We start from the raw sequence: 26,350 nt of genomic DNA, 5'->3' as shown, positions 1-26,350 counted from the left end.
AGTCTGCTCGACGTGCTGTACGTAGTCCTGCTGTTGGTGCTGGCAGCCCTGGGTTTGCTCGTGCCCGCCCTGACCACGGCCCAGACGTTCTGGGCGTGGTCGTCGGTGGGTGCGAGCGGGGCCGCGGCCGTGGTCCTGGTGCTCGACTGGTGGCTCCGCCGCCGGTCGGGGCCGGGGGCTGCCGGCGCCACCGGTGTTGATCATCAGGTTAGCGGTGGTGGTCGACGGGGCGGGACCGAGGGTGCGGACGACCCGCGGGCCTCGTCCGGGCAGGCCGAGCGCTCCGACGTCGAGCCCGCCGAGGAGGACGTGGACGCCGCCGACGCCCTGGTCGTCGCCGACCTGACCGACGAGGTCCGGGTGCTCGACGAACGACCCCGCTACCACCTGGCCGACTGCTCGTGGCTGGGGGAGCGCGCCTCGCTGGGGCTGCGGGTCGACGAGGCCCGCCGGCTCGGTTTCACGCCGTGCGCGGTGTGCCGGCCGGACTCCTCGCTCGCCGGGGCCAAGCGCTCGGCGGACTCGACGGGCTCCGGGGAACCCGCCGAGCCTGAGACGTCCTAGCGGACCGGTGACTCAGCTGGTCAGCTGGTCAGCGTGGCGTGTCCCCGGAACGCGGGCGCGTCGGCGGTGCCGCAGCGCTGTTCGACCTCCACGTCCACGTCGGTGAGCTGCCCCGTCCCCTGGTCGCGCTCGATCCGGTGGATCGTGAAGTGCCCGGACACCGGGCTGCACACGAACCCCCTGGCGATCACCCGCAGGGTCGGCTTCGCCGGGTCGAGGCGCCAGGTGACGTCGGTGTACGTGCCGACCTCCAGCGGTGCGCCGCCCGCCGCCGCCAGTTCGACCCGGATGAAGTCCGCGTTCGGGACCGAGTCCACGTCGAACTTGAGCACGCCGTCCAGCTCCCAGACCCGGACATCGTCCTCCGGGGTGGACCAGTGCACGTCCCGCTCGCCGACCGGGAACGATCCCGCCTCGGACCGGACCTCGAACGTCGCCACCCGCTCCTCGCCGGCCGCGGCCGGCAGGGCCAGGGCCGGCAGCGCGACGACCGCCAGCAGCAGTGCGGTGGTTCTTCCCACGGTGTTCCCCCTCGTGAACGGCGATACCTGCTCCACCAGGTTGTCGGTGTGGTCCGCCCGCCGCCATGGGGGGAACTACTCACAGCGGTTTGCCCGCTCGGCTACCCTTGGTGGCAGCAAGGCGCCGATCCGGCCATCACCGGGGAGCCTCCGGAAGAACGGGCCCGCGAGGCCTCAGTAGAACCGGACGGGTGCGGCCCGTCACAGCCGTTCGACCAAGAGAGGCCAGAGCCTTCGCGCCCTGGCAAGCGGGGTGGTACCGCGGTGCGCCGTCCGTCGGCGCGTCGTCCCCGTGAGCCGGATGTACGCACGCGAGGAGCAGCACGATGGCCTACCCGAAGGCAGGCGAGGGGTCCGTTCCCTCCCAGCCGTCCTTCCCCGCCCTGGAAGAGGGCGTCCTCGACTTCTGGAAGTCCGACGCGACGTTCCAGGCGTCGATCGACGCGCGCCCGGCGGGGGACAACGGGTCCAACGAGTTCGTCTTCTACGACGGCCCGCCCTTCGCCAACGGCCTGCCGCACTACGGTCACCTGCTGACCGGCTACGTCAAGGACGTCGTCCCGCGCTACCAGACCATGCGCGGCAAGCACGTCGAGCGCCGGTTCGGCTGGGACACGCACGGCCTGCCCGCGGAGGTCGAGGCGGAGAAGCAGCTCGGGTTCTCGTCCAAGAGCGAGATCGAGGCGTTCGGCATCGAGAAGTTCAACGAGGCCTGCCGCACGTCGGTGCTCCGGTACACCGGCCAGTGGCGCGACTACGTGACCCGGCAGGCCCGCTGGGTGGACTTCGACGACGACTACAAGACCCTCGATCTGGACTACATGGAAAGCGTCATGTGGGCCTTCCGGACCCTGTGGGACAAGGGCCTGGTCTACGAGGGCTTCCGGGTGCTCTGGTACTGCTGGCGCTGCGAGACGCCGCTGTCCAACACCGAGACGAAGATGGACGACACCTACCGGGACCGGCAGGACCCGGCGGTGACCGTCGGCCTGCGCCTGGAGACCGGCGAGCTGGCCCTGGTCTGGACGACGACGCCGTGGACGTTGCCGTCGAACCTCGCGGCGGCCGTGCACCCGGACGTGGACTACGTGACGGTCGAGGCGAACGGCGAGCGCTACCTGCTCGCCGAGGCCCGCGTGCCCGCGTACGCCCGCGAGCTGGGCGAGGAACCGCCGGTCGTGGCCCGGTGCAAGGGCGCCGACCTGGTGGGTCGGAAGTACGCGCCGCCGTTCGGCTTCTTCGCCGGGCGGGAGAATGCGCACCAGGTGCTGCCCGCCGACTACGTCACCACCGAGGACGGCACGGGCGTCGTGCACATCGCCCCCGCCTTCGGCGAGGAGGACAAGGCCGTCACGGACGCGGCCGGCATCGAGGTCGTCGTGCCGGTGGACGCGCACGGCCGGTTCACCGCCGAGGTGCCGCCGTACGAGGGCCTGCAGGTGTTCGAGGCGAACAAGCCGATCATCCGCGACCTGAAGGACGCGGGCCTGCTGCTGCGCCACGAGACCTATGACCACCCGTACCCGCACTGCTGGCGGTGCGACAACGCGCTCATCCAGCGCGCGGTGTCGTCGTGGTTCGTCGCCGTGTCGAAGTTCAAGGACCGCATGGTCGAGCTGAACCAGCAGATCAACTGGGTGCCGGAGCACATCAAGGACGGCCAGTTCGGCAAGTGGCTGGAGAACGCCCGCGACTGGAACATCAGCCGCAACCGGTTCTGGGGCTCCCCGATCCCGGTGTGGGTGTCGGACGATCCGGCGTACCCGAGGGTCGACGTGTACGGCTCGCTGGACGAGCTGGAGCGCGACTTCGGCGTGCGCCCGACCGACCTGCACCGGCCCGTGATCGACGAGCTGACCAGGCCGAACCCGGATGACCCGACCGGCCGCTCGGTGATGCGCAGGGTGCCCGAGGTGCTGGACTGCTGGTTCGAGTCCGGTTCGATGTCGTTCGCCCAGGTGCACTACCCGTTCGAGAACCGCGCGTGGTTCGAGGACCACTACCCGGGCGACTTCATCGTCGAGTACAACGGCCAGACGCGCGGCTGGTTCTACACCATGCACGTGCTGGCCACGGCGTTGTTCGACCGGCCCGCGTTCCGCAACTGCGTGGCGCACGGCATCGTGCTGGGCGACGACGGCCAGAAGATGTCCAAGTCGCGCAAGAACTACCCGGACGTGAACGAGGTGTTCGACCGCGACGGGTCCGACGCGATGAGGTGGTTCCTCATGGCGTCGCCGATCCTGCGCGGCGGCGACCTGGTCGTCACCGAGCGGGGCATCCGGGACGCGGTGCGCCAGGCCGTGCTGCCGCTGTGGAACTCCTGGTACTTCCTGGCGCTGTACGCCAACGCCGAGGGGCGCGAGGGGACCTGGCGGACCGACTCGCCGCACGTGCTGGACCGGTACGTGCTGGCCAAGTCGCACGACCTGGTCGCGGCGGTGACGGGACAGCTGGACGCCTACGACATCTCGGGCGCGTGCGCGACGGTCCGGGAGTTCCTGGAGGTGCTGACCAACTGGTACGTGCGGCGGTCGCGCGACCGGTTCTGGGCGGGCGAGCAGGACGCGATCGACACCCTGCACACCGTCCTGGAGGTGGTCAGCCGGGTGGCGGCGCCGCTGCTGCCGCTCACCACCGAGTCGGTGTGGCGCGGGCTGACCGGCGGGCGCTCGGTGCACCTGGCCGACTGGCCGGCCGCGTCCGACCTGCCGGCCGACGCCGTGCTGGTCGCGGCGATGGACAAGGTGCGGCAGGTGGCGTCCACGGCGCTGTCGCTGCGCAAGGCGAACAAGCTCCGCGTGCGGCTGCCGCTGGCGGAGCTGGTCATCGCCGCGCCGGACGTGGCGCTGCTGGAGCCGTTCGCCGAGGTCCTGCGGGACGAGGTGAACGTCAAGTCGGTCGAGCTGACCGACGACGTGGACGCGCACGGGCACTTCCAGCTCGCGGTCAACGCGCGGGTGGCCGGGCCGCGGCTCGGGCCGGACGTGCAGAAGGTCATCCGGGCCGTGAAGGCCGGTGACTGGGCCGAGGTCGACGGCCGCGTCGTGGCCGCCGGGGTCGAGCTGTTCCCGGAGGAGTACGAGCAGCGCCTGGTCGCCACGGACCAGGGCGCCACGGCGGCGCTGCCGAACAACTCGGGTCTCGTCGTGCTGGACACGGCGGTGACGGCGGAGCTGGCGGCGGAGGGCGTCGCGCGCGACCTGGTGCGGGGCGTGCAGCAGGCGCGCAAGGACGCCGGGCTGGACGTGTCGGACCGGATCGCGCTGGTGCTGGACCTGCCGGAGGACGTCGAGGCGGCGGTGCGCGCGTTCGAGGCGTTCGTGAAGCAGGAGACCCTCGCCGAGGTGGTCGTGTACGGCGAGGTGCCGGAGGGCTCCGACTGCGTCGTCGGCGAGGGCCGGAAGGCCCGGATCGCGGTGTCGCGGGTCTGAGGCTGCCGCAGGGGTCCCCGCCGGGGGACCCCTGCTTTCATCCTGCCGGCCGGCGCCGACGGTCCCGGCGCCGGCCGGGGCGGCCTGTGGACAACTCCCGGTGTCACGCGCGTCGTCACACGACGTCGTCCTTCTCCAGGCGTTCGCGCAGCCGGGTCAGGCACCGGCCGCGGGTGGGGCCGATGGAGCCCCTCGGCATCGACAGGGCCTCGGCCACCGCCCGGTACTCGGCCCGGCCCGCCAGCACGGTGAGCCTGAGCAGCTCCTGGCAGCGCCTCGACATCGTGCCGAACGCCTGCCACAGGCGGCGGTCGCGGTCGTTCTGGAGGGCTTCCGGCTCGGGGAGCCAGCGGTCGTCGGGCATGTCCAGGGCCGAGTCCGTGGACAGCGCCGGGCGGCCGTTGCGCTCGCGCCACGCGCGCTGGGACTCGCGGCGGGTGGCGACGATCAGCCAGCCGGCGACGGCGCGCGGCTCGACCAGGCGGTCCAGGTGGCGCAGCAGGCTCAACCACACCGTCTGCACGACGTCCTCCGCGGTGACCTGGTCGAGGCCGTTGCCGCGGGCCACGTGCCAGACGAGCGGGGTCAGCTCGGTGACCAGCGCGTCCATCGCCTCGCGGGAGCCGGACCGGGCGGCGGTGACGAGGGCGGCCTGGCGTTCGTGCCGCGATTCCTGCGCCATGATCGCGACCAGGCCCAGCTCGTCCGGCTCCGGGTCGTCGGGGATGGCGTCGGCCAGCTCCGCGCGCAGGTGGTCCAGCCGGGGGTCCAGTTCGTCGCTCATGGAGTTGAAGTCCCCTTCCCTCGCACGCGGCGTTCCTCGTTGCCCACCCGTGCGCTCACCTTCGCCCGCGCCTCCGACACGTACCGGCGCACCGAGTCGCGGCCGCAGCCCAGCACGTCGGCGATCTCGTCGTCGGCGAAGTCCCAGAACCGGAGCACCAGCGCGGTGCGCAGGTGCTCCGGCAGGGTCGCGACGGCGGCCAGCGTGCTGGTCAACTCGTGCCACGCCTCGGCGTCCCGGTGCCGCTGCACCAGGATGCGGAACGTACCGCGCTGCCGGGCCACGACCTCGTCGGACAGCTCGCTCGGCCGCTCCCGCCGGCGGGCCTGGTCCACCAGCAGGTTGCGGATAGTCCGCACCAGCCAAGCACGTCTCGACGCGACGGCGATCACCGGCCAGTTCCGCCACGCGGAGGCGAACGCGTCCTGCACCGCGGACTCGTGGTCCAGGTGGGGTGACAGCACCGCCGCGAACCGGCACATGCGGGTGCGTTCGCGGTGGTAGAAGTCGGTGAAGGCGGCCGCGTGATCGGGGTCTGCCGGCACGAACCCCCCTCCCCTCCGATCGGTGCCCGTACCAGGTAGACGGACGGACCCGCGGGTTGTGGAGGAAATTCGCCGCCGACCATCCTCCCGGTCGCCGCACGGGGCAAGCCGACCCGCCTGGATCACCTGTCCGGGTGAACCACGCTCGGGTCGCCCCGGGAGGGCGCCGGTCGGGTGGGGCGGCGGTCGGGTGGGGCGGCCGTCAGGGGCGGGCGAACCGGCGCGCCCCGGCGCGCAGCAGCCGCACCCACGGCGACCACCGGGCCGGCCGGGCGGGCGGGTGTCCCGCCATCCGCCCGGCCCGGTCCAGCAGGTCCTCGACCAGCGCGTCGTGCAGCCACCGCACGGCGAGCGGCCACCACAGCCGCATCCACCCGCGCGGTTCGCCCCGCAGAACGTGGCGCAGCCCGCCGGGGACGACCTCCAGCACGTGCCCGCCGACCAGGCCGAGGGTCGGCGCGAAGGTGAACTCCACCCGTTCGCGAGGTCGGTGCCCGGTGCACGCGTACCGCACGAACCCGTGCCCGCCGGTCGCCCCCACGCCGAGGGGCCGGTCGAGCACCAGCGGCGGCCAGCGGTCCGCGGGCCACAGCTCGACGACCCGGTCCACCAGGTCCGCCGCGCCCGGGACGGCGCGCTCGTGCACGTTGTCGATCACCGGCACCCCTTCCGTACGGCACCGTACGGTGCGCGCCCGTACGGTAGCGTACGGAACCGTGGCACGGAGGACCCGCGACGACTGGACCGCGGTCGCGCTGCGGGCGCTCGCCGAGGGCGGGGTGCCCGCGGTCGCGGTCGAACCGCTGGCCGCGCGGCTCGGGGCGACCAAGGGCAGCGCCTACTGGCACTTCCCCAACCGCGCCGCCCTGCTCGCGGCGACCCTCGAACGCTGGGAGCGGGAGCACACCGAGGCCGTCATCGGGCTGGTGGAGGCCGTGCCGGACCCGCTCGACCGGCTGCGGCTGCTGTTCGGCACGGTCCTGGAGCGCGCCGGGGACGCCGCGGTCGAGGCGGCCATGCTCGCCGCCCGCGACGACCCGGCCGTGGCCCCGGTGCTGCGGCGCGTCACGGACCGGCGCGTCGAGTACCTGACCGCCCTCTTCGGCGAACTCGGGTTCGCGCCGGGGACGGCGCGCCGGCGGGCGCTGCTGGCCTACTCCGTCTACGTCGGCCAGGTGCACCTGCTGGTCGCCGCCCCGCACGTGACCGGTGACCGGCGGGCGCTGCTGGATGAGGCGCTGGCGGCGGTGACGGGTCGTGGCTGAGGCGTTCCGGTTCGCGGTCCGGGTCAAGCCCGGGGCCCGGCGCGAGGCGGTCGGCGGGCGGTGGGGTGACGGCGCGCTGGTCGTCGCGGTCGCCGCGCCCGCGGTCGAGGGCAAGGCCAACGAGGCCGTGCGCAAGGCCCTGGCCGGGGCGTTCGGCGTGCGCAAGCAGGACGTCGAGGTGGTCGCGGGCGCGCGCGGCCGGGACAAGGTCGTGCAGGTCGACCCCGCCCCGGCCGACGCCCGCGACGTGCTGGAACGGCTGCTGGGCTAGCTCAGGCCCCCGGTCCGCGCGGCGTCACGCGCCCAGCGTCCACACGGCGTGCGCGATGGCGTCCGCGTTGCGGTTCAGCGCGGTCGCGTTCACGTTCGACGTGGTGTCGCACGAGCGGTGGTAGCAGCGATCGAACGCGGTGCCCGCCGTGCCGCCCCACTTCTGCGCCTGCGCGGAGGTCTTGACCCCCTCCGCGCCGGTGAACGTGCCGCCGACGGGGATGCCCGCGCGGGCGAACGCCGCGTGGTCGGACCGGCCGCCCACGCTGGTCAGCTCGGTGGGCACGCCGATGGAGCCGAAGTACCCCTGGAGCGTCTGCTGGAGGGCGAGCGAGCCGGACGGCTGCCCGGACGCGCTGTAGACGAAGTAGCCGGGGTTCGGCGAGCCGGTCATGTCGAAGTTCAGGTAGCTCCTGATCCGCGACCGGTCCGTTGTGGACAACGAGTTCACGTAGTGCGTCGAGCCGACCAGGCCCAGCTCCTCGGCGCCCCACCAGGCGAAGCGCAAGCGCTTGCCCGGCTGGAAACCGCTGGACCGCACGGCCAGGGCGACCTCCAGGATGCTCGCCGAACCGGTGCCGTTGTCGTTGATGCCCGGACCGGCGGTGACGCTGTCGAGGTGCCCGCCGACCATGACGACGTTGTTCGCGTCGCCCGCCGGCCAGTCGGCGATGAGGTTGTAGCCGGTGGCGCCGTTCGTGGTGAACGACTGCACCCGGGTGGTGTAGCCGGCGGCGTCCAACTTGGACTTGACCCAGTTGACCGACGCGAGGTAGCCGGGCCTGCCGTGCGCCCGGTTGCCCCCGTTCGACGAGGCGATCGACTGGAGCTGGGCCAGGTCGGCCTGGATGGCGGCGACCGGGATGTCCGGCCCGGCCAGGACGGCGGCGGGCGCGGCGGTGGCCGCCCCGGAACCGAGGAGCGCGCCGGTCAGGACCAGCGCGGTGGAGATCGTTCGCAACTTCACGGTGTTCTCCCGCAGGGAAGTGGAGGTGACCGGGGCGGCGGACCCGCGTACCAACATGCCCGAACGCCCGCGGGCCGCGCCAGGGGCGTTCGGATGGTGGTCCTCACCGTTGCCGGATTAGTCCATTTCCGCGCCACCGGGGAGAATGACCCCCGTCGGGTGGATACAGGAGGTCGAGTGGGCGGTGTGACGGGCTTTCTCGGCGTGGCCGCCGCGGTTCTCCTGCTCTCGGTCATCGCGGTGCGTGTGTCGATCCGGCTCGGCCTGCCCTCGCTGCTGCTCTACCTCGGCATCGGGGTGCTGCTGGGCGAGGCGGTGGTCGGCATCCAGTTCGAGGACGCCGACCTCACCCGTTCGCTGGGCACGGCCGCGCTCGTGCTCATCCTCACCGAGGGTGGCCTGACCACGCGGTGGAGCGCGGTGAAGCCCGCGCTGGGCCTGGGCGTCGCACTGTCCACAGTGTCCGTCGGCGTCAGCATCGCGGTCACCGGCTTCGCCCTGCACTTCCTGCTGGACATGGACTGGCGCACGGCCCTGCTGTGGGGCGCGGTGCTGTCGTCCACGGACGCGGCGGCCGTGTTCAGCGTGCTGCGCGGGGTGGGCGTGGGCAAGCGGCTCATCGGCGCGCTGGAGCTGGAGTCCGGCATCAACGACGCGCCGGTCTACATCGCCGTCGTGCTGCTCGCCGCGCCCGACCCGGTGACCTGGGCCGCGCCCGCGCTGATGGCCTACGAGCTGGTCGCGGGCGCCCTCATCGGCATCGCGCTGGGCTGGCTCGGCGGCGTGGGGCTGCGCCGCGCCGCGCTGCCCGCCACCGGCCTGTACCCGCTCGCCACGGTCGCCGTGTGCCTGCTCGCCTACACGGCGGGCGACCTCGCGCACGCCTCCGGCTTCCTCGCCGTCTACATCGCCGCGCTGGTCCTCGGCAACGCCCGCCTGCCGCACCGCGCGGACACCCTGTCGTTCGCCGAGGGCCTGGGCTGGCTCGCCCAGATCGGCCTGTTCGTGCTGCTCGGCCTGTACGCGTCACCCGGTCGGCTGCTCGACGCCCTGGTCCCCGCCCTGGTCGCGGGGGCCGTGCTCGTGCTGCTGGCCAGACCGCTGTCGGTGCTGTGCGCGGCGCTGCCGTTCCGGGTGCCGTGGCGGGAACAGGTGTTCATCTCCTGGTCCGGGCTGCGCGGGGCGGTGCCCATCGTGTTCGCGCTGATCCCGCTGATCCAGGGCGTCGAGGGCGCCCAGCGGCTGGTCGACGCGGTGTTCGTGCTGGTCGTGGTGCTGACCCTGGTGCAGGGCACCAGCCTGCCGTGGCTTGCGAAGTGGCTGGGCCTGGTCAGGTCCGGCGAGGCGCGCGAGGTGCAGGTCGACTCGTCGGCGCTGGACGCCCTGGGCGCCGAGCTGCTCCAGGTCCGCATCCAGCGCGGCTCCAAGCTGCACGGCGTCTACCTGTCCGAGCTGCGGCTGCCGCCGGGCTCCTCGGTCAGCCTCGTGGTGCGGGCCGGGAACAGCTTCACCCCGCAGCCGACCACCCGCCTCCAGGAGCACGACCAGCTGCTGGTCGTGTGCACGGAGGTCGCGCGCACCGCCACCGAGCAGCGGATCAGGGCGGTCGACCGGGCCGGCCGGTTCGCGCGCTGGAAGGGCGACGCCGGGCTCCCGTAGCGCCGGGCTCCCCGCCGGAGCGGCGGGCTCCCAGGATGTGGGCGCGGCTCGACGGCGGCGCGGCGCCCGGGCTACCGTCGTGGCGAAGGTCATGAGTGCCGGTGACAAGCTCGGGCTAGCCGGCCGGCAACCCTCCTACCGCGGTGGGGTGCCCCCGATGAGGACCTGGCCGGCGCGCAGGGCGTCCGGCAAGCGCGGACTCCCTCCCCACGGGTGAGTCCCGGACTCCCCGGAGGGTGTCATGACCGTCGCAGTCCCCAGGCCCACCACCGCAGCCCTGCCCCGCGTCGTCGGCTCCGCGCTGCGCGTGCCGCTGGTCACCGGCGAACTCGTCGAGTACGCCAACCTCGACCACGCCGCCAGCGCGCCGTGCCTGGAGCAGGTCCGCGACGCCGTGGACGAGCTGCTGCCCTGGTACGCCAGCGTGCACCGGGGCGCCGGCTTCGCCTCCCAGGTCTCCACCCGCGTGTACGAGCAGGCCCGCGCCGCGGTCCGCCGCTTCCTCGGCGCCCGGTCCACGGACGCCGTCGTGTTCACCCGCAACGCCACCGACGCGCTGAACCTGCTGGCCCGCAGCCTGCCCCGGCACACCGCCGTGGTGCTGTTCGACACCGAGCACCACGCCGCCCTGCTGCCCTGGCGCGGCCCGCACGTGCGCCGCCTGCGCACCCCGTCCTCGCCCGCCGCGGCCGTGCCGGAGCTGGACCGCGCCCTGCGCGAGGCCCCGGTCGGTCCGCGCCTGGTCGTGGTGACCGGCGCGTCCAACGTGACCGGCGAGCTGTGGCCGGTCGCCGAGCTGGCCCGGGTCGCCCGCCGGCACGGCGCCCGCATCGCCCTGGACGCGGCCCAGCTCGCGCCGCACCGCCCGGTCGACGTGCGCGCCCTCGGCGTGGACTACGCCGTGCTCTCCGGGCACAAGCTGTACGCGCCGTTCGGCTCCGGCGCGCTGGTCGGCCGCGGCGACTGGCTCCAGGCCGCCGAGCCGTACCTGGTCGGCGGGGGCGCGACGAGCCGCGTCACCGACCACGGCGACCGGCTCGGCGTGGCCTGGGCGGCGGTGCCCGAGCGGCACGAGGCCGGCACGCCCAACGTGGTCGGCGTGCACGCACTCGCCGTGGCCTGCGACGTCCTCGGGCGGCACTGGGAGCAGACGGCCGCGCACGAGCGCGCCCTGCTGGCCCGGCTGCGCGAGGGCCTGCGGACGGTGCCCGGCGTGCACGAGTTGGCCCTGTTCGAGGGGGACCGGGACCGGGTCGGCGTGGTGAGCTTCACCGTCGGCGGCCAGGACGCCGGCTACCTGGCCGCGGCGCTGTCCGCCGAGCACGGCATCGGCGTGCGCGACGGCGCGTTCTGCGCCCACGTCGCCGTGCACCGGCTCACCGGCGACCGGCGGGCGCTGCGCGCGTCCCTCGGCCTGGGCACCACCGAGGAGCACGTCGACCGGCTCGTGGCCGCGCTGCGGGGCCTGGTCACCGAGGGCTCGCGGTGGTCCTACGAGCAGCGCGACGGCCGCTGGGCGCCGTGCGACGACCGGCGCGCGCTCCCGCCGTTCCTGCGCTGAGCGGGGTGTTGGACAATGGCCGGGTGAGCACCGATCCCAGCGCCGAGCCGGACGACGCCGCCGACCAGCCCGAGGCGCCGCTGCCGAAGCGCCGCGTCGCGCTGCTGGCGGTCATCGCGCCGGTCGTGCTGGCGCTCGACGTCGTGATCAAGGTGATCGCGGTCGACCGGCTGGAGGGCCGGGAGCCGGTCGAGCTGTTCGGCGGCCTGGTCTACCTGCCGCTGATCCGCAACACCGGCGCCGCGTTCGGCATGGCCGAGGGCTGGACGGTGGTCCTCGCGCTGATCGCGTGCGCCGTGGTCGGGTTCATCCTGTGGATCGCCCGCCGGCTGCGGTCGGTCGGCTGGGCGATCGGCCTCGGGCTCGTCCTCGGCGGCGCCGCGGGCAACCTGTCCGACCGGATCTTCCGGGCGCCCGGCCCGCTGCGCGGCGGGGTCGTGGACTACATCTCGGTCCTCGACCCGTGGGGCCGGTTCTTCCCGGTGTTCAACCTGGCCGACTCGGCCATCTGCGTGGGCGGGGGCGTCATCGTCCTGATGGCGCTGCTCCAGCGCGACTACGACGGGACGCGCGTGGAGAAGAAGAAGCCGGCCGGGTCCGCCCAGACGGGGTCCGCCCGGACGGAATCCACTTCGGCGGGGTCCACTTCCGAGAAGAAGGCCGGCGAATGAGCGGCTACCGCACCCTGCCCGTGCCCGACGGCCTGGACGGGATGAGGGTCGACGCGGGCCTGGCCAAGCTGCTGGGCCTGTCGCGCACCGTCGTCGCCGCGCTCACCGAGTCCGGTGACGTGGTGCTGGACGGGCAGCCCGCCGGCAAGTCCGACCGGCTCGTCGCCGGCTCGGTGCTGGAGGTCACCCTCCCCGAGCCCGAGCGGCCGGTCCAGGTGCAGGTGGTGCCCGTGGAGGGCCTGCTCGTGCTGCACGAGGACGACGACGTGATCGTGGTCGACAAGCCGGTCGGCGTGGCCGTGCACCCCAGCCCGGGGTGGACCGGCCCGACCGTGGTGGGCGGCCTGGCCGCTGCGGGCATCCGCATCGCCACCTCCGGCGCGGCCGAGCGGCAGGGCGTCGTGCACCGGCTCGACGTCGGGACCACCGGCGTCATGGTCGTCGCCAAGAGCGAGCACGCGTACTCCGCGCTCAAGCACGCGTTCAAGGAACGCACCGTGGACAAGCTCTACCACGCCCTCGTGCAGGGCCACCCGGACCCGACCAGGGGCACCATCGACGCCCCCATCGACCGGCACCCGAAGCACGACTACAAGTTCGCCGTGATGGCCGACGGCAAGCCGAGCATCACCCACTACGAGGTGGTCGAGGCGTTCCGCGCCGCGTCCCTGCTGGACGTGCACCTGGAGACCGGCCGCACCCACCAGATCCGGGTGCACTTCTCCGCGCTGCGCCACCCGTGCGTGGGTGACCTGACCTACGGCGCCGACCCGGTCCTGGCCAAGCGCCTCGGCGTCACCCGGCAGTGGCTGCACGCCCGCACGCTCGGCTTCCACCACCCGGCCGACGGCCAGTGGGTCCAGTTCACCAGCGAGTACCCCGCCGACCTGCGGGACGCGTTGGAGCTGCTGCGCGCCGAGGGCTACTGATCGCGGGCCTCCCTCGCGTAGCGTGGTCGGCGACGACACGCTCGTAGGGGGAGGTACGTGTGGTGTCCACGGGCAACGACGACCTGGATCTCACGCCGCCGCAGGGCATCGGGATGCCTGCCGCCGGTGACGACGGCTGGAGCGTGGCGCCCGCCGTGATCGGGGGCGAGCTGCCGGAACCCGAGCCGCTGCCACCCGCCGCGCCGCCCGCGCGGGTGGACGAGGCGCCGGAGGGGGCGACGAAGCGCTCGTTCCTGGACCGGTTCCTCCGCCGCGACGGATGACCTAGTCGTCGATCGTCCAGACCAGCGTGTTCAGGTCGGTCTCCGGGCGGGAGCTCCAGCGGACCGAGAAGATCGCCGTGTCCTCCGGCAGCACGTAGACGGTGTGCCCGCCGGCCGTCTCACCCGGCTGCACGCCGATCTTGTGCGGCGGCCGGGACGACAGCGAGACGGGGGCCTTGCCCACCGTCTCGCCGGTGGTCGTCATCAGCACCAGGTACATGTCGGGCAGCGCGTTGAACGGCACCTTGCCCGTGTTCGCGAGCTCCGTGTGCACGACCACGGCCCGCTCGCCGGGGGCCAGCTTGTAGCCGGCGGCGGTGAACAGGAAGTCGGCCGGGTCGACGACCTCGACCAGCTGGATCGTGAACCGGGCGCCCTCCAGGCCCTCGGTCTCCAGCGCGCTGCCGATCTTGCCGGTGCGCGAGCGCGGGGCGGGCTGCTGGTCGCCCCGCGCCCAGCCCGACGTGCCGGGCACGCCCCACACGCTCATCGGCTCGGGCGCCGGCACGGGGCCCGACTGGTGCGGCTGCGGCTGCGCCGGGAACGGCTGGCTGGGCGGGCCCTGCGGCGGGGCGTACGGCGGGTAGGGGCCCGACTGGGTGCCCGCGCCGGGGTACGGACCGCTGGGCGTGCCGCGCACCTGCCCGGCGGGCGGACCCGCGTAGTTGCCCCAGGCCATGCTGTTGGCCAGCGCCTTGCGGATGCCGTTCGGGTCGCACTCGACGCCGACCAGCAGCGGCAGGCCGCTGCCCGACAGGGTGATCAGCCGGGTGGCCGCCTCCCGGGGGTCCATGCCGAGCTTGGCCGCCAGCTCGTGGACCGCCGCCCGGCCCGACTCGGCGAGCAGCGCGAGCAGGCGTGCGTCTACGGGGTCCGGCGCTACCACACCACCGAACGCTACCCGCTCGGTGCGATCTTCGCGGCATCGGCCCGTCGACTGTCGTCGCTTCCACGGTCGGACTAGTGTGCTGCGGGCGGCGGTCTCGTCCCCGCGATCCGTTCACCGTATGTGGTACACAAGGGGGTTAGGGTGTCCGACTCGTTTGTGCACCTCCACGTGCACACCGAGTACTCGATGCTCGATGGCGCGGCGAAGCTGAAGGACATGTTCGCCGAGTGCGAGCGGATGGGCATGCCCGCGGCCGCGATCACCGACCACGGCAACATGTACGGGGCCTACGACTTCTACCGGCAGGCCACCGCCGCCGGCGTCAAGCCCATCATCGGCATCGAGGCGTACCTCTCCCCGGAATCCCGCTTCAACAAGAAGCGCGTGCTGTGGGGCGACCCGGGGCAGAAGTCGGACGACGTCTCCGCCAGCGGCGCGTACACCCACCAGACCATCTGGGCCCGCACCAACGAGGGCCTGCACAACCTGATGAAGCTCTCCAGCCGGGCCTCCACGGAGGGCCAGTTGGGCAAGTGGCCGCGCATGGACGCCGAGCTGATCGCCGAGCACGCGGCGGGGCTCATGGCGACCACCGGCTGCCCCTCCGGCGAGGTGCAGACCCGCCTGCGCCTCGGCCACGAGCGGGAGGCCCTGGAGGCCGCCGCCAAGTGGCGCGACATCTACGGCGCGGACAACTTCTTCGTCGAGCTGATGGACCACGGCATCGAGATCGAGAGCCGGGTGCGCGGCGGCCTGCTGGAGATCGCCAGGAAGCTCGCCATCCCGTTCGTCGTGACGAACGACTCGCACTACACCTACGCCGAGGACCGCGAGGCGCACGAGGCGCTGCTGTGCGTGCAGACCGGCAAGACGCTCCAGGACCCGACCCGGTTCAAGTTCGACGGCACCGGCTACCACCTGAAGTCGCCCGACGAGATGCGCGCGATCGACTCGTCCGACGCCTGGCAGCAGGGCTGCCGCAACACCCTGCTGGTGGCGGAGAAGGTCGACACCACCGGCATGTTCGCCTTCCAGAACCTGATGCCGCGCTACCCGGTGCCGGCGGGCATGTCCGAGGCCGACTACTTCCGCGAGGAGGTCTGGGCCGGCATGCGCCGCCGGTTCCCGGACGGCGTGGACGAGGTCCACGAGAAGCAGGTCGAGTTCGAGATCGGCGTCATCCTCCAGATGGGCTTCCCGTCCTACTTCCTGGTGGTCGCCGACTTCATCAACTGGGCCAAGGCCAACGGCATCCGCGTCGGCCCGGGCCGCGGTTCCGCCGCGGGCGCGCTCATCGCCTACGCGATGGGCATCACCGACCTCGACCCGCTGGCCCACGGCCTGATCTTCGAGCGGTTCCTCAACCCGGACCGCGTCAGCCCGCCCGACATCGACATCGACTTCGACGAGCGCCGGCGCGGTGACGTGATCCGGTACGTGACGGAGAAGTGGGGCGCCGACAAGGTCGCCCAGGTGATCACGTTCGGCACGATCAAGGCGAAGGCGGCGATCAAGGACTCCGCCCGCGTGCTGTACGGGCAGCCCGGCTACGCGGTGGCCGACCGCATCTCCAAGGCCATGCCGCCCGCCGTGATGGGCAAGGACATCCCGCTGTCGGGCGTGTTCGACCCGACGCACAAGCGGTACTCCGAGGCGGCCGAGGTCCGGGCGCTCTACGAGACGGACCCGCAGGTCAAGGAGATCATCGACACCGGCCGCGGCCTGGAGGGCCTGATCCGCAACGCGGGCGTGCACGCCTGCGCGGTGATCATGTCCGCGGAGCCGCTGACGGACCACATCCCGGTCTGGATGCGCCCGCAGGACGGGTCGATCATCACCCAGTTCGACTACCCGACGTGCGAGACGCTCGGCCTGCTGAAGATGGACTTCCTGGGCCTGAGCAACCTGACCACGATCGACGACACGCTCAAGAACATCGAGCTGAACGGCAAGGCGCCGGTCGACCTCGACCACCTGGGCCTGGACGACAAGAAGACCTACTCCCTGCTGTCGAAGGGCGAGACGCTGGGCGTGTTCCAGCTGGACGGCGGGCCCATGCGGGACCTGCTGCGGCTGATGCGCCCCGACAACTTCGAGGACATCTCGGCCGTGGGCGCGCTGTACCGCCCGGGGCCGATGGGCGCGAACTCGCACACGAACTACGCGCTGCGCAAGAACAAGCTCCAGGAGATCACGCCGATCCACCCGGCGCTGGCCGACGCCCTGGAGGACATCCTGGGCACGACGTACGGCCTGATCGTGTACCAGGAGCAGGTCATGGCGATCGCGCAGAAGCTGGCGGGCTACTCGCTCGGCCAGGCGGACCTGCTGCGCCGCGCCATGGGCAAGAAGAAGAAGGAGATCCTGGACAAGGAGTTCGCCGGCTTCGAGAAGGGCATGCTCGACAACGGCTATCCGGCCGACGCGATCAAGACCCTGTGGGACATCCTCGTCCCGTTCGCGGACTACGCGTTCAACAAGGCGCACTCCGCCGCGTACGGCCTGGTCTCCTACTGGACCGCGTACCTCAAGGCGAACTACCCGGCCGAGTTCATGGCCGCCCTGCTCACCACGAACTCGGACAACAAGGACAAGTCGGCCATCTACCTGGCCGAGTGCCGCCGGATGGGCATCACGGTGCTCCCGCCGGACGTCAACGAGTCGGAACGCGAGTTCGTCGCGGTCGGGGACGACGTCCGGTTCGGCCTGGGCGCGATCCGCAACGTCGGCGCGAACGTGGTCGACGCGATCATCGCGACCCGCAAGGAGAAGGGGAAGTTCACCGACTTCTCCGACTTCCTGCGCAAGGTCGACGCGCAGGCGTGCAACAAGAAGGTCGTCGAATCGCTGATCAAGGCGGGCGCGTTCGACTCGCTCGGCCACCCGCGCAAGGGCCTGCACATGGTCCACGTCGAGGCGGTCGACGCGGTCATGCTGACCAAGAAGGAGGAGGCGCGCGGCCAGTTCGACCTGTTCGGCGACGGCGGCGGCGACGACGGCGCGTCGGTGTTCGACGTGAGGATCCCCGAGGAGCACTGGGAGTCCAAGCACCAGCTCACCCTGGAGCGGGAGATGCTGGGCCTGTACGTGTCGGGCCACCCGCTCAACGGCGTGGAGCAGATCCTCTCGTCCTACTCGGACACCTCGATCGCGCGCATCCTGGAAGGCGACGTGCCGGACGGGCAGCAGGTCACGCTGGGCGGCATCCTCGCGTCGGTGACGCGCCGGGTGAACAAGAACGGCGAGCCGTGGGCGTCCGCGATGCTGGAGGACCTCGCCGGCGGCATCGAGGTGCTGTTCTTCCCCAAGAGCTACATCGTGCACGGCATGTCGGTGGCCGAGGACGCGATCGTGCTGGTCAAGGCGCGGGTGGCGAAGCGGGACGACCGGACCTCGCTGATCGCCAACGACCTGGTGGTGCCGGACCTGGCCGAGCTGGGGTCGCAGGCGCTGAAGCTGAAGCTGTCCGCGTCGCGGTGCGACCCGAAGACGGTGACCTCCCTCAAGGAGGTGCTGCGCGCCCACCCGGGTTCGACCGAGGTGCACCTCAACCTCGTCATCAACAGCAGCCGCAACACGCTGCTGAAGCTGGACGACGCGCTCCGGGTCGCCCCCACCCCGTCCCTGATGGGCGACCTGAAGGCGCTGCTCGGCCCGGGGTGCTTGGGCTGATCGGGTGTTACCGGTCGGTTGCGGGGACACGAGCACCTCTCGGTTCGTTTGAGTGAACAGGGTTAACTCAAACTGAGAGGGGCTCTCCGATGGGGGAGAAGATCGCCGGCCTCGACGTGCTGGGCGAGGAGTACTTCGCCGATCCGCACGCGTACCACGCCGCGTTCCGCGAGGGAGCGGCGGCGACCCGGGTGGTGCTGCCGCGCGGGTCCAGGGCGTGGCTGGTGACCCGGTACGAGGAGGCCCGGTCGGTGCTCTCCGACCCGAGGTTCAGCAAGCACCACGAGGGCTTCCGGCGGGTGGTCGAGCTGTCCCGCCCGGACGGTGCCGAGGAACCGGCGTTCGACGAGTCGCTGGCCAGGACCATGCTGAACATGGACCCGCCGGACCACACGCGGCTGCGCAAGCTCGTCACCAAGGCGTTCACCGCCCGCCGCGTCGAGCTGCTGCGCCCCCGCGTCCGGGAGATCACCCGGTCCCTGCTGGACGAGGCGGCGGCGCGGGGTGACGTCGACCTGGTGGACGCGCTGGCGTTCCCGCTGCCCATCACGGTCATCTGCGAGATGCTCGACGTGCCGATGGACCGGCGCGACGACTTCCGGCAGTGGTCGAACGTGCTGGTGGGCGGCAGTTTCGAGCCGGCGGAGATCCAGGCGGCCGGGCAGGCGATGGCCGGCTACCTGCTCCAGCTCGTCGAGCACAAGCGGGCCAACCCCGGTGACGACTTCTTCTCCGAGCTGGTCCACGCCAGCGACGACGGGGACCGGCTCGACCAGGGCGAGCTGATCGCGATGGCGTTCCTGCTGCTCGTCGCGGGGCACGAGACGACGGTCAACCTGATCGCCAACGGCGTCTACCACCTGCTGCGCCACCCCGACCAGCTGGCGAAGCTGCGCGACGACCCGTCGCTGCTGCCCGGCGCGGTGGAGGAGTTCCTGCGCTACGAGAGCCCGATCAACCAGGCGACGGTGCGCTACACCACCGAGGACGTCGAGCTGGGCGACGTGGTCGTCCCGAAGGACAGCCTGGTGCTGGTGTCGCTGCTGTCGGGCAACCGGGACGACGCGAAGTTCCCCGACGCCGACCGGTTCGACATCACCCGGCCGACCGGCGGGCACCTGGCGTTCGGGCACGGCATCCACTTCTGCCTGGGCGCGCCGCTGGCCCGGCTGGAGGGCGAGATCGCCGTGGGCATGCTGCTGGAGCGCTTCGACGTGACGCCGACCGAGGACCTGGAGTCGCTGCCGTGGCGGCCGGGGACGCTGATCAGGGGGCTGGTGGAGCTGCCGGTTAACCTCACGCCCCGTGGAGCGCGATGAGCTGCTGAAGCTGGACCGGGCGCACGTCTGGCACCCGTACGGCCCGATGCCGGGCACCCTGGAGCCGCTGGTGGTCTCGTCGGCTTCGGGGGTCCGGCTCCGGCTGGACGACGGGCGCGAGCTGGTCGACGGCATGTCGTCGTGGTGGGCCGCGATCCACGGCTACCGGCACCCCGTGCTCGACGCGGCGGTGCGCGACCAGCTCGGCCGGATGAGCCACGTGATGTTCGGCGGCCTCACCCACGAGCCCGCGGTGGCGCTGTGCGCGAAGCTCGTGGAGATCACGCCCGCGCCGCTGGAGCACGTCTTCCTGTGCGACTCGGGATCGGTGTCCGTCGAGGTCGCGGTCAAGATGGCCCTCCAGTACTGGCGTTCCCGCGGGCGCCCGGAGAAGCGGCGGCTGCTGACCTGGCGCGGCGGCTACCACGGCGACACGTTCCAGCCGATGTCCGTGTGCGACCCGGAGGGCGGGATGCACTCGCTGTGGCGGGGCGTGCTGCCCGAGCAGGTGTTCGCCCCCGCGCCGCCGCGCGAGCTGGAGACCGACTACGTGCGGGTGCTGGCCGACCTGGTCGAGCGGCACGCGCACGAGCTGGCCGCCGTCGTCGTCGAACCCGTCGTGCAGGGCGCGGGCGGCATGCGGTTCCACGACCCGCGCTACCTGCACGTGCTGCGCGAGCTGACCCTGGCGCACGACGTGCTGCTGGTCTTCGACGAGATCGCCACCGGCTTCGGCCGCACCGGCGAGCTGTTCGCCGCCGACCACGCCGGGATCAGCCCGGACGTCATGTGCGTGGGCAAGGCGCTGACCGGCGGCTACCTGTCGATGGCGGCCACCCTGTGCACGTCCGCCGTGGCCGACGGCATCTCGCGCGGCGAGGTGCCCGTGCTCGCCCACGGCCCGACGTTCATGGGCAACCCGCTGGCCTCGGCGGTGGCGCTGGCCTCGACCGAACTGCTGCTGTCGCAGGACTGGCGGGGCGCCGTGGGGCGCGTCTCGGACGGGCTGCGCGCCGGTCTCGCCGACGCGCCGGGCGACGTGCGGGTGCTGGGCGCGATCGGCGTGGTGCAGCTCGACCACCAGGTCGACGTGGCCGCCGCCACCGCCGCGGCCGTCGACCGCGGCGTGTGGCTGCGCCCGTTCCGGGACCTGATCTACACCATGCCGCCGTTCGTCAGCACGGACGACGACGTGGCCGCGATCTCGGCCGCCGTGGTGGCGGCGGCCGAGGCGTCACGTGCGCAGCAGCGTTGACGCCCACACCAGCAGCAGGAACGAGTAGCCGACGCACAGCCACCCCAGCGTCGCGTTGCGGGTCCGCCCGAGGCGGGGGAACAGCCTGGTCGCCACCGGGGAGAGCAGGACGGCCAGGCAGATCGCGGCGACGCCGTACGCGCTCGCGAAAGCGCCCGCCGCGTAGTCCGGGGGCAGGGCGGCGAAGTCGGCGAGACCGCTGGGCAGGCACGCCAGCGCCACCGGCGTCCACGTCCACGCCAGCGCGACCAGGTCCGTCCTGACGTCCGCGTCCGCCGTGTCGCGGTTGACCGCGTAGACGCCCCACATCGCGATCGCGCCGCCGCCCCACAGCCACCCGGCGACGGTGGAGAGCACCGGGACCTCCCCGAACGCGTAGCCCGCCCACGGCATCAGCTCGGCCCACACGAGGAAGTGCCCGGCGACCACGACGGCGGTCGTGACCAGCACCACCAGGAGCCGGACGCCGAACCGCTGCCGGACGAACCAGTTCTCCCGCGCCGGGACGACCCTCCTCGCCCGTTCCGCCGCGGCGGCGATCGCCACCTGCCGCAGGCGAGGGGCCAGCACCTCCTCGTCGTACCTGCGCGCGCTCTCGGCCTGCCGCCGCTTGCGCCTGCCCTTCTTGCCCACGTCACACCCCCGTCACATGCGCAGCAGGGTCGAGGCCCACACCAGCAGCAGGACCGAGTAGCCGACGCACGCCCAGCCCAACCAGCCGTCGCCCGCGTCCTTCAGGCGCGGGAAGAGCTTGACGAGCGGCAGCGAGAGCAGGGCGACCACGAAGGCGACCAGCGGCACGACGACCACGCCGTACGCGCTCGCGTACACGCCCGCCCAGTAGTCGGTGGGCAGCACGGTGGAGTCGGCGTAGTCGCTGGGGAAGCACGCCACGGCGACCGGCGTCCACGCCCACGCCGCGGTGAGCAGCCGCCTCCGCGCGGTGGGGCCCGCCGTCGCGCGGTTGAGGGCGTAGACGCCCCACGCCATGACCGCGCCGCCGCCGTACAGCCAGCCGACGGCGGTCGAGAGCACCGGGACCCGCCCCACCAGCGCGCCCACGGCGGGGATGACCTCGCCCCACAGCAGGAAGTGCAGGCCGATCAGCAGCGCGATGCCGCCGAAGACCACGAGGGCCTGCGTGCCCCCGCCCTGCCGGTTGAACCAGCTCCGCTGCGCCCGCACGGCCTGCCGCCCGGCGGCGTGCGCCGTCCCGCCCCCGCGCGGCGGACCGCTCCGCCGCCGACGACGACGCCCGCGTCCGCCGGACCCGCCCACGTCAGACCTCGACCGCGGCGGCCAGTTCGGTGTTCGTCGGCTCGACGAGCACCCGACCGTCCGGGAGCACGACGACCGGGATGTTCTTCCGGCCGCCGGCCAGTTCGACCGCGCGGTCGCGGGCCGCGTCGTCGTGCTCGACGTCGAACTCCGCGAACGGCACTGCGTGCTCCCGCAGCCACGCCTTCGCACGCCGGCAGTCACCGCACCAGTTCGCACCGTAGAGAACGATCTCACCCATGCCGGTGACTGTAGAACGCGGACGATCGCCACGCTCCGTGCAGGCCTAGGGTGAGAGCCCGTGAGCGTCCTCGTGATCACCGGCACGGGCACCGAGGTCGGCAAGACGGTGGTCGTCGCGGCCCTGGCCGCCCTGGCGGTCGCCGACGGCCGACGGGTCGCCGTGCTCAAGCCCGCGCAGACCGGCATCGCCGACGGCGAACCGGGGGACCTGGCCGAGGTGGCCCGGCTCGCCGGCCCGGTCACCACCCGTGAGCTGCGGCGCTATCCCGAGCCGCTGGCCCCGGCCACCGCCGCGCGCCGCTCCGGGCAGCCGACCGTGCACCCCGCCGACGTGGCCGCCGCCGCCGTGGAGCTGGACGCGACGCACGACCTGGTGCTCGTGGAGGGCGCGGGCGGGCTGCTGGTGCGCTTCGACGAGGCCGGGTCGACGATCGCCGACGCCGCGTGGGCGCTCAACGCCCCCGTGCTGGTCGTGGCCCAGGCGGGCCTGGGCACGCTGAACACCACCGCGCTGACGGCCGAGGCCCTGCTGCGGCGCGGCCTGGAGTCGGTGGGCGTGGTGGTGGGCCGCTGGCCCGCCGAACCCGACCTGGCCTCCCTGAGCAACCTCGTCGACCTGCCCGAGGCCGCCGGCGCGCCGCTGCTCGGCGTGCTGCCCGACGGCGCGGCGGCGCTCGGCCGGGCCGAGTTCACCGAGGCGGCCCGCGCCGGCCTGTCGCCGTGGTTCGGCGGCACGTTCGACCCGGAGGAGTTCACCGCGTCGCACTCGTGCCGCCCGGAACAGTGACACCGGAACAGTGACGCCGGAACAGTGACGCGGGCCCAGTGACGTACGTCGCTGGGCACCCGGTGGTCCGTGCGGCAGACTGGCCGCCGACCACCGCCGACGATGGAGGAGAAGTCGTGACCGCAGCCCCCGAACAGGTCGACGTCCTCGGAGTCGCGCGCGAGCAGGTGCTGGAGCGGGGCGTCGGGTTGTCCGAGGAGCAGGTGCTCGAAGTCCTCCGGCTGCCCGACGAGCGCATCCCCGACCTGCTGGAACTGGCGCACGCGGTGCGGATGCGCTGGTGCGGGCCGGAGGTCGAGGTCGAGGGCATCGTGTCGCTCAAGACCGGCGGCTGCCCCGAGGACTGCCACTTCTGCTCGCAGTCCGGCCAGTTCCCGTCCCCGGTGCGCTCGGCGTGGCTCGACATCCCCGGCCTGGTGAAGGCCGCCCGGCAGACCGCCGAGACCGGCGCGACCGAGTTCTGCATCGTGGCGGCGGTGCGCGGCCCGGACAAGCGCCTGCTGTCCCAGGTCCGCGACGGCATCAAGGCCATCCGCGAGGACGGCAACGACATCCAGATCGCGTGCTCGCTCGGCATGCTCACCCAGGAGCAGGTGGACGAACTGGTGGCGATGGGCGTCCACCGCTACAACCACAACCTGGAGACGGCGCGCTCCCACTTCCCGAACGTGGTCACCACCCACTCGTGGGAGGAGCGGTGGGACACCCTGACCATGATCCGCGAGGCGGGCATGGAGGTGTGCTGCGGCGGCATCATCGGCATGGGGGAGACCCTGGCGCAGCGCGCCGAGTTCGCCGTGCAGCTGGCCGCGCTGGAGCCCGACGAGGTGCCGCTGAACTTCCTCATCCCCAACCCGGGCACGCCGTACGAGAACTACCCGGTGGTCGAGGGCCCGGACGCGCTGCGCGCGGTCGGCGCGTTCCGCCTGGCCCTGCCCCGCACGATCCTGCGCTTCGCGGGCGGGCGCGAGCTGACCTTCGGCGACCTGGGCGCGAAGCAGGGCATGCTCGGCGGGGTCAACGCGATCATCGTCGGCAACTACCTGACCAACCTCGGCAGGCCGGCGCAGCAGGACCTCGACATGCTCACCGAGCTGTCCATGCCGATCAAGGAACTGGGCAAGACCCTCTGATGGTGGATGCCGTGACGACGGGTGCCGCGACGTACTGCGGGTACTGCGGCGGCGAGGTGGCCGGCGCGGACCACTCGGCGTGCGCGGCCCGGTTGGGCGTGATCGACCCGCCGCGCTTCTGCGCCCGGTGCGCCCGGCGGATGGTGGTGCAGGTGACCCCGGCCGGCTGGACCGCCACGTGCAGCCGGCACGGGGAGACCACCTCCGCGCGGTAACCTGCCCTGCATCCGGTCACGGGTGCGGTGGCCGCGGGGTGCAGGGAGGTCGTCGGGTGGCGGAGCAACCGGTGGACGAGCGGGTCGCGCCCGTTCGGGTGCCACCCGCGCCGGCGTTCGAGCACTACTACGTGGTGCGCCGGCCGCGGGTCGTGGTGAAGCGCGACCTGCTGCCCGCGTTCTCCGTGCTGTCGGTCGTCGCCCTGGTGGGCCTGCCCGCCGGGTGGCTGTGGGCGTGGCTCGCGCCGCCGCAGAACGTGGTGGTGCAGGACGACGCGTCGCTGGTCCCGGTCACCGGGGAGAGCTACCACCGGCTCGACGGGCTGATGCTGTTCGTGCTGATCGGGCTGGTCGCCGGGCTGCTGATCGGCATCGCGGTGTGGATGCTGCGCGAGCGGCGCGGTCCCGTGGTGATGCTGGGCGCGGTGCTCGGATCGGTCCTCGCCGGGTTCCTGGCGCAGCGCACCGGGCTCGGCACCGCGGGCGGGGGGTACGCGCTGGGCGCCGCGCCCGGGGTCGGTGACGTGATCGCGCTGGCCCCCGTCCTGGAGACGTGGTGGGGACTGCTCGCGTGGCCCCTGGGCGCGGCGCTGGCCTACGGCTGCCTGGCCGCGTGGAACGGGATGGACGACCTCGGGCGACGGCTGGGGTAGCCCGTCAGAGCGCGAACGCGGTGTCGGGCATCGTCGGTCATCGCAGTTCCACTCCCTTCGTCTCGGGCAGGCCCAGCAGGGCGACCACCGCGATGCCGTAGCCGAGCGCGCCGAACACCATCGCGCCGCCGACGCCCATCGTGGTGGCCAGGAAGCCCACCGCCGTCGGGAACAGCGCGCCCATCCCGCGGCCGAAGTTGTAGGTGAAGCCCTGGCCCGTGCCGCGCAGGTCCGTCGGGTACAGCTCGGCGAGGTACGAGCCGAAGCCGCTGAAGATCGCCGAGGTGCTGAAGCCGAGCGGGAACGTGACGAGCAGCAGGATGCCGTTCCCGCCCGCCGGGATCTGGGTGAACACCACGATCAGCAGCGCGCTCAGCACCGCGAACAGGGTGAACGTGCGCTTGCGGCCCAGCCGGTCGGTCAGGTGGCCGCCGGTGAGGTAGCCCGCGAACGCCCCGCCGATGAGCAGGGTCAGGTAGCCGCCCGTGCCGACGACGCTGAGGCCGCGCTCGGTCTTGAGGAACGTCGGGACCCAGCTGGCGAGCGTGTAGTAGCCGCCCTGCACGCCGGTGGCGAGGAGCGCGGCGAAGAACGTCGTGCGGCCCAGCGGGGCGCGGAAGATCTCCCGGAAGCTGCCCTTGCGGGTGCTGGTCGCCCGGCCCTCGTCGGCCTTGGGCGCGTCCTCGACGTTGCGGCGGATGTAGAAGACGAGGACGGCGGGGATCGCGCCGGTCCAGAACAGCACGCGCCAGGCCGTGTCCGGGGGCACGAAGCTGAACACGGCGGTGTAGACGATCACGCTGAGGGCCCAGCCGACGGCCCACGAGCTCTGCACGAACGCGATCGTGCGGCCCCGGTACCGGGGCTTGCAGTACTCGGCCACCAGGATCGCGCCCGCGGCCCACTCGCCGCCGAAGCCGAGGCCCTGGAGGGCGCGGAAGACCATCAGCATCTCGTAGCTGGTGGCGAAACCGCAGGCCACGGTGAAGACGGCGTACGTGATCACGGTGATCACGAGGGTGCGGACGCGGCCGATGCGGTCGGCGAGGATGCCCGCGACGGCGCCGCCGATGGCCGAGACGACCAGCGTGACGGTGTTCAGCAGGCCCGCCTGGCCCTGGCTGATGCCGAAGTAGGCGGTGATGGCGACCAGGCCCAGGGGCAGGACCTGGAAGTCGTAGGCGTCGAGCCCGTAGCCGCCGAACGCGCCCACGAAGGCGCGCTTGCCGTTGCGGCCCAGGGTGTGGAACCACGCGAACGGGCCGGTGGCGGTGGGTGTGGTGTCTGTGCTCATGTCGGGTCACCTCGCAGCCGGAGGGATGTGCCGTGGACCACACGGTAGAGGATTGTTGAACAATCCCACCAGAGGGCAATAGGGCGAATCAACACGAGAACGATCGGTGGGCGCCGAGGGCGCGCGAAGGCCCCGGCCTCCTGCGGGCGGCGGGGTGA

Annotated in this window: 26 protein-coding genes and 1 riboswitch; of the genes, 16 read left to right on the top strand and 10 right to left on the bottom strand. The window is 72.7% G+C overall.

Features of this window, described 5'->3' with window-relative positions:
- Positions 1-12 precede the first annotated feature (12 nt).
- Complete coding sequence (locus J2S66_RS21595) at positions 13-564, top strand: hypothetical protein (protein ID WP_310309039.1); 552 nt, start codon at positions 13-15, stop codon at positions 562-564.
- 20 nt (positions 565-584) lie between these two features.
- On the opposite strand, the gene J2S66_RS21590 is transcribed toward J2S66_RS21595, so the two are convergent.
- Positions 585-1,085 (bottom strand): hypothetical protein, encoded by a 501-nt coding sequence (locus J2S66_RS21590; protein ID WP_310309038.1) that lies wholly within the window; start codon positions 1,083-1,085, stop codon positions 585-587.
- Positions 1,086-1,411: 326 nt separating this feature from the next.
- On the opposite strand from J2S66_RS21590, the gene ileS reads away from it, so the two are divergent.
- Positions 1,412-4,519: an isoleucine--tRNA ligase gene (ileS, locus tag J2S66_RS21585; RefSeq protein ID WP_310309037.1), complete on the top strand. Its 3,108-nt coding sequence runs from the start codon at positions 1,412-1,414 to the stop codon at positions 4,517-4,519.
- A 115-nt stretch (positions 4,520-4,634) separates the two neighbouring features.
- On the opposite strand, the gene J2S66_RS21580 is transcribed toward ileS, so the two are convergent.
- The 3 genes from J2S66_RS21580 to J2S66_RS21570 form a co-directional block, all read right to left on the bottom strand.
- Complete coding sequence (locus J2S66_RS21580) at positions 4,635-5,201, bottom strand: RNA polymerase sigma factor (RefSeq protein ID WP_310314967.1); 567 nt, start codon at positions 5,199-5,201, stop codon at positions 4,635-4,637.
- 98 nt (positions 5,202-5,299) lie between these two features.
- Entirely contained in the window at positions 5,300-5,848 is a 549-nt protein-coding gene (locus J2S66_RS21575) for an RNA polymerase sigma factor (protein WP_306750660.1), read from the bottom strand.
- 202 nt (positions 5,849-6,050) lie between these two features.
- A complete protein-coding gene (locus tag J2S66_RS21570) occupies positions 6,051-6,506 on the bottom strand; it encodes an SRPBCC family protein (RefSeq protein WP_310309036.1) in 456 nt (151 codons plus the stop codon).
- A 58-nt stretch (positions 6,507-6,564) separates the two neighbouring features.
- Here J2S66_RS21570 and J2S66_RS21565 point away from each other — a divergent pair, with 58 nt between their 5' ends.
- Positions 6,565-7,113, top strand: coding sequence for a TetR/AcrR family transcriptional regulator (locus tag J2S66_RS21565; protein WP_310309035.1), 549 nt, complete (start codon positions 6,565-6,567; stop codon positions 7,111-7,113).
- The gene (locus tag J2S66_RS21560) at positions 7,106-7,384 is read left to right on the top strand and encodes a DUF167 domain-containing protein (protein WP_306750656.1); all 279 of its coding nucleotides are present in this window, start codon (positions 7,106-7,108) and stop codon (positions 7,382-7,384) included. The genes J2S66_RS21565 and J2S66_RS21560 overlap by 8 nt, the downstream gene beginning before the upstream one ends.
- Before the next feature lie 24 nt (positions 7,385-7,408).
- Here the strand turns inward: J2S66_RS21560 and J2S66_RS21555 are convergent, their stop codons facing one another.
- Complete coding sequence (locus tag J2S66_RS21555) at positions 7,409-8,350, bottom strand: M28 family metallopeptidase (RefSeq protein WP_310309034.1); 942 nt, start codon at positions 8,348-8,350, stop codon at positions 7,409-7,411.
- A 177-nt stretch (positions 8,351-8,527) separates the two neighbouring features.
- Between J2S66_RS21555 and J2S66_RS21550 the strand changes: the two genes are divergently transcribed.
- The 5 genes from J2S66_RS21550 (at position 8,528) to J2S66_RS21530 (ending at position 13,454) form a co-directional block, all read left to right on the top strand.
- Positions 8,528-10,009, top strand: coding sequence for a potassium/proton antiporter (locus J2S66_RS21550; RefSeq protein ID WP_310309033.1), 1,482 nt, complete (start codon positions 8,528-8,530; stop codon positions 10,007-10,009).
- Positions 10,010-10,096: 87 nt separating this feature from the next.
- Positions 10,097-10,210: riboswitch (SAM riboswitch) on the top strand.
- Between the two features lie 40 nt (positions 10,211-10,250).
- Positions 10,251-11,570, top strand: coding sequence for an aminotransferase class V-fold PLP-dependent enzyme (locus J2S66_RS21545; protein ID WP_310309032.1), 1,320 nt, complete (start codon positions 10,251-10,253; stop codon positions 11,568-11,570).
- Positions 11,571-11,593: 23 nt separating this feature from the next.
- Complete coding sequence (lspA, locus tag J2S66_RS21540; protein WP_310309030.1) at positions 11,594-12,241, top strand: signal peptidase II; 648 nt, start codon at positions 11,594-11,596, stop codon at positions 12,239-12,241.
- On the top strand, positions 12,238-13,170 hold the full coding sequence (locus J2S66_RS21535; RefSeq protein WP_310309028.1) for an RluA family pseudouridine synthase: 933 nt from the start codon (positions 12,238-12,240) through the stop codon (positions 13,168-13,170). The genes lspA and J2S66_RS21535 overlap by 4 nt, the downstream gene beginning before the upstream one ends.
- A gap of 62 nt (positions 13,171-13,232) precedes the next feature.
- A complete protein-coding gene (locus tag J2S66_RS21530) occupies positions 13,233-13,454 on the top strand; it encodes a hypothetical protein (RefSeq protein WP_310309026.1) in 222 nt (73 codons plus the stop codon).
- A gap of 1 nt (position 13,455) precedes the next feature.
- Here J2S66_RS21530 and J2S66_RS21525 read toward each other — a convergent pair whose 3' ends face one another.
- Complete coding sequence (locus J2S66_RS21525) at positions 13,456-14,340, bottom strand: Lrp/AsnC family transcriptional regulator (RefSeq protein ID WP_310309025.1); 885 nt, start codon at positions 14,338-14,340, stop codon at positions 13,456-13,458.
- A 144-nt stretch (positions 14,341-14,484) separates the two neighbouring features.
- Here J2S66_RS21525 and dnaE point away from each other — a divergent pair, with 144 nt between their 5' ends.
- The 3 genes from dnaE (at position 14,485) to J2S66_RS21510 (ending at position 20,589) form a co-directional block, all read left to right on the top strand.
- On the top strand, positions 14,485-18,015 hold the full coding sequence (gene dnaE / locus J2S66_RS21520; protein WP_310309024.1) for a DNA polymerase III subunit alpha: 3,531 nt from the start codon (positions 14,485-14,487) through the stop codon (positions 18,013-18,015).
- An 89-nt stretch (positions 18,016-18,104) separates the two neighbouring features.
- On the top strand, positions 18,105-19,334 hold the full coding sequence (locus J2S66_RS21515) for a cytochrome P450 family protein (RefSeq protein WP_310309022.1): 1,230 nt from the start codon (positions 18,105-18,107) through the stop codon (positions 19,332-19,334).
- Entirely contained in the window at positions 19,321-20,589 is a 1,269-nt protein-coding gene (locus J2S66_RS21510) for an adenosylmethionine--8-amino-7-oxononanoate transaminase (protein ID WP_310309020.1), read from the top strand. Before J2S66_RS21515 ends, J2S66_RS21510 begins: the two co-directional genes overlap by 14 nt.
- Here J2S66_RS21510 and J2S66_RS21505 read toward each other — a convergent pair.
- From J2S66_RS21505 to J2S66_RS21495, 3 genes are read right to left on the bottom strand one after another with little or no spacing between them, the layout of a single operon-like run.
- Positions 20,569-21,222: a hypothetical protein gene (locus J2S66_RS21505; RefSeq protein ID WP_310309019.1), complete on the bottom strand. Its 654-nt coding sequence runs from the start codon at positions 21,220-21,222 to the stop codon at positions 20,569-20,571. The two genes, J2S66_RS21510 and J2S66_RS21505, sit on opposite strands and share 21 nt — an antisense overlap.
- A gap of 12 nt (positions 21,223-21,234) precedes the next feature.
- Entirely contained in the window at positions 21,235-21,867 is a 633-nt protein-coding gene (locus J2S66_RS21500; RefSeq protein WP_310309018.1) for a hypothetical protein, read from the bottom strand.
- A gap of 1 nt (position 21,868) precedes the next feature.
- The gene (locus tag J2S66_RS21495) at positions 21,869-22,108 is read right to left on the bottom strand and encodes a glutaredoxin family protein (RefSeq protein WP_310309016.1); all 240 of its coding nucleotides are present in this window, start codon (positions 22,106-22,108) and stop codon (positions 21,869-21,871) included.
- A 60-nt stretch (positions 22,109-22,168) separates the two neighbouring features.
- On the opposite strand from J2S66_RS21495, the gene bioD reads away from it, so the two are divergent.
- The 4 genes from bioD to J2S66_RS21475 all read left to right on the top strand — a co-directional run bounded on the left by bioD (position 22,169) and on the right by J2S66_RS21475 (position 24,898).
- The gene (gene bioD / locus J2S66_RS21490) at positions 22,169-22,897 is read left to right on the top strand and encodes a dethiobiotin synthase (RefSeq protein ID WP_310309015.1); all 729 of its coding nucleotides are present in this window, start codon (positions 22,169-22,171) and stop codon (positions 22,895-22,897) included.
- Between the two features lie 116 nt (positions 22,898-23,013).
- Positions 23,014-24,030 carry a biotin synthase BioB gene (gene bioB / locus J2S66_RS21485; protein ID WP_310309014.1) on the top strand — a complete coding sequence of 339 codons (1,017 nt, stop codon included), beginning with the start codon at positions 23,014-23,016 and terminating at the stop codon, positions 24,028-24,030.
- 11 nt (positions 24,031-24,041) lie between these two features.
- Positions 24,042-24,245 (top strand): biotin synthase auxiliary protein BsaP, encoded by a 204-nt coding sequence (gene bsaP, locus J2S66_RS21480; RefSeq protein ID WP_310309013.1) that lies wholly within the window; start codon positions 24,042-24,044, stop codon positions 24,243-24,245.
- Positions 24,246-24,301: 56 nt separating this feature from the next.
- Positions 24,302-24,898 carry a DUF2567 domain-containing protein gene (locus tag J2S66_RS21475; RefSeq protein ID WP_310309012.1) on the top strand — a complete coding sequence of 199 codons (597 nt, stop codon included), beginning with the start codon at positions 24,302-24,304 and terminating at the stop codon, positions 24,896-24,898.
- Positions 24,899-24,935: 37 nt separating this feature from the next.
- Here the strand turns inward: J2S66_RS21475 and J2S66_RS21470 are convergent, their stop codons facing one another.
- Positions 24,936-26,192, bottom strand: a complete 1,257-nt coding sequence (locus tag J2S66_RS21470) for an MFS transporter (RefSeq protein WP_310309011.1) — start codon at positions 26,190-26,192, stop codon at positions 24,936-24,938.
- Positions 26,193-26,350: the final 158 nt, after the last annotated feature.

The sequence above is a fragment of the Saccharothrix longispora genome (genome assembly GCF_031455225.1).
GTDB lineage: Bacteria > Actinomycetota > Actinomycetes > Mycobacteriales > Pseudonocardiaceae > Actinosynnema > Actinosynnema longispora.
Note: the sequence above shows the minus strand (reverse complement) of the source record. Positions and strands in the feature narration are given on the sequence as shown.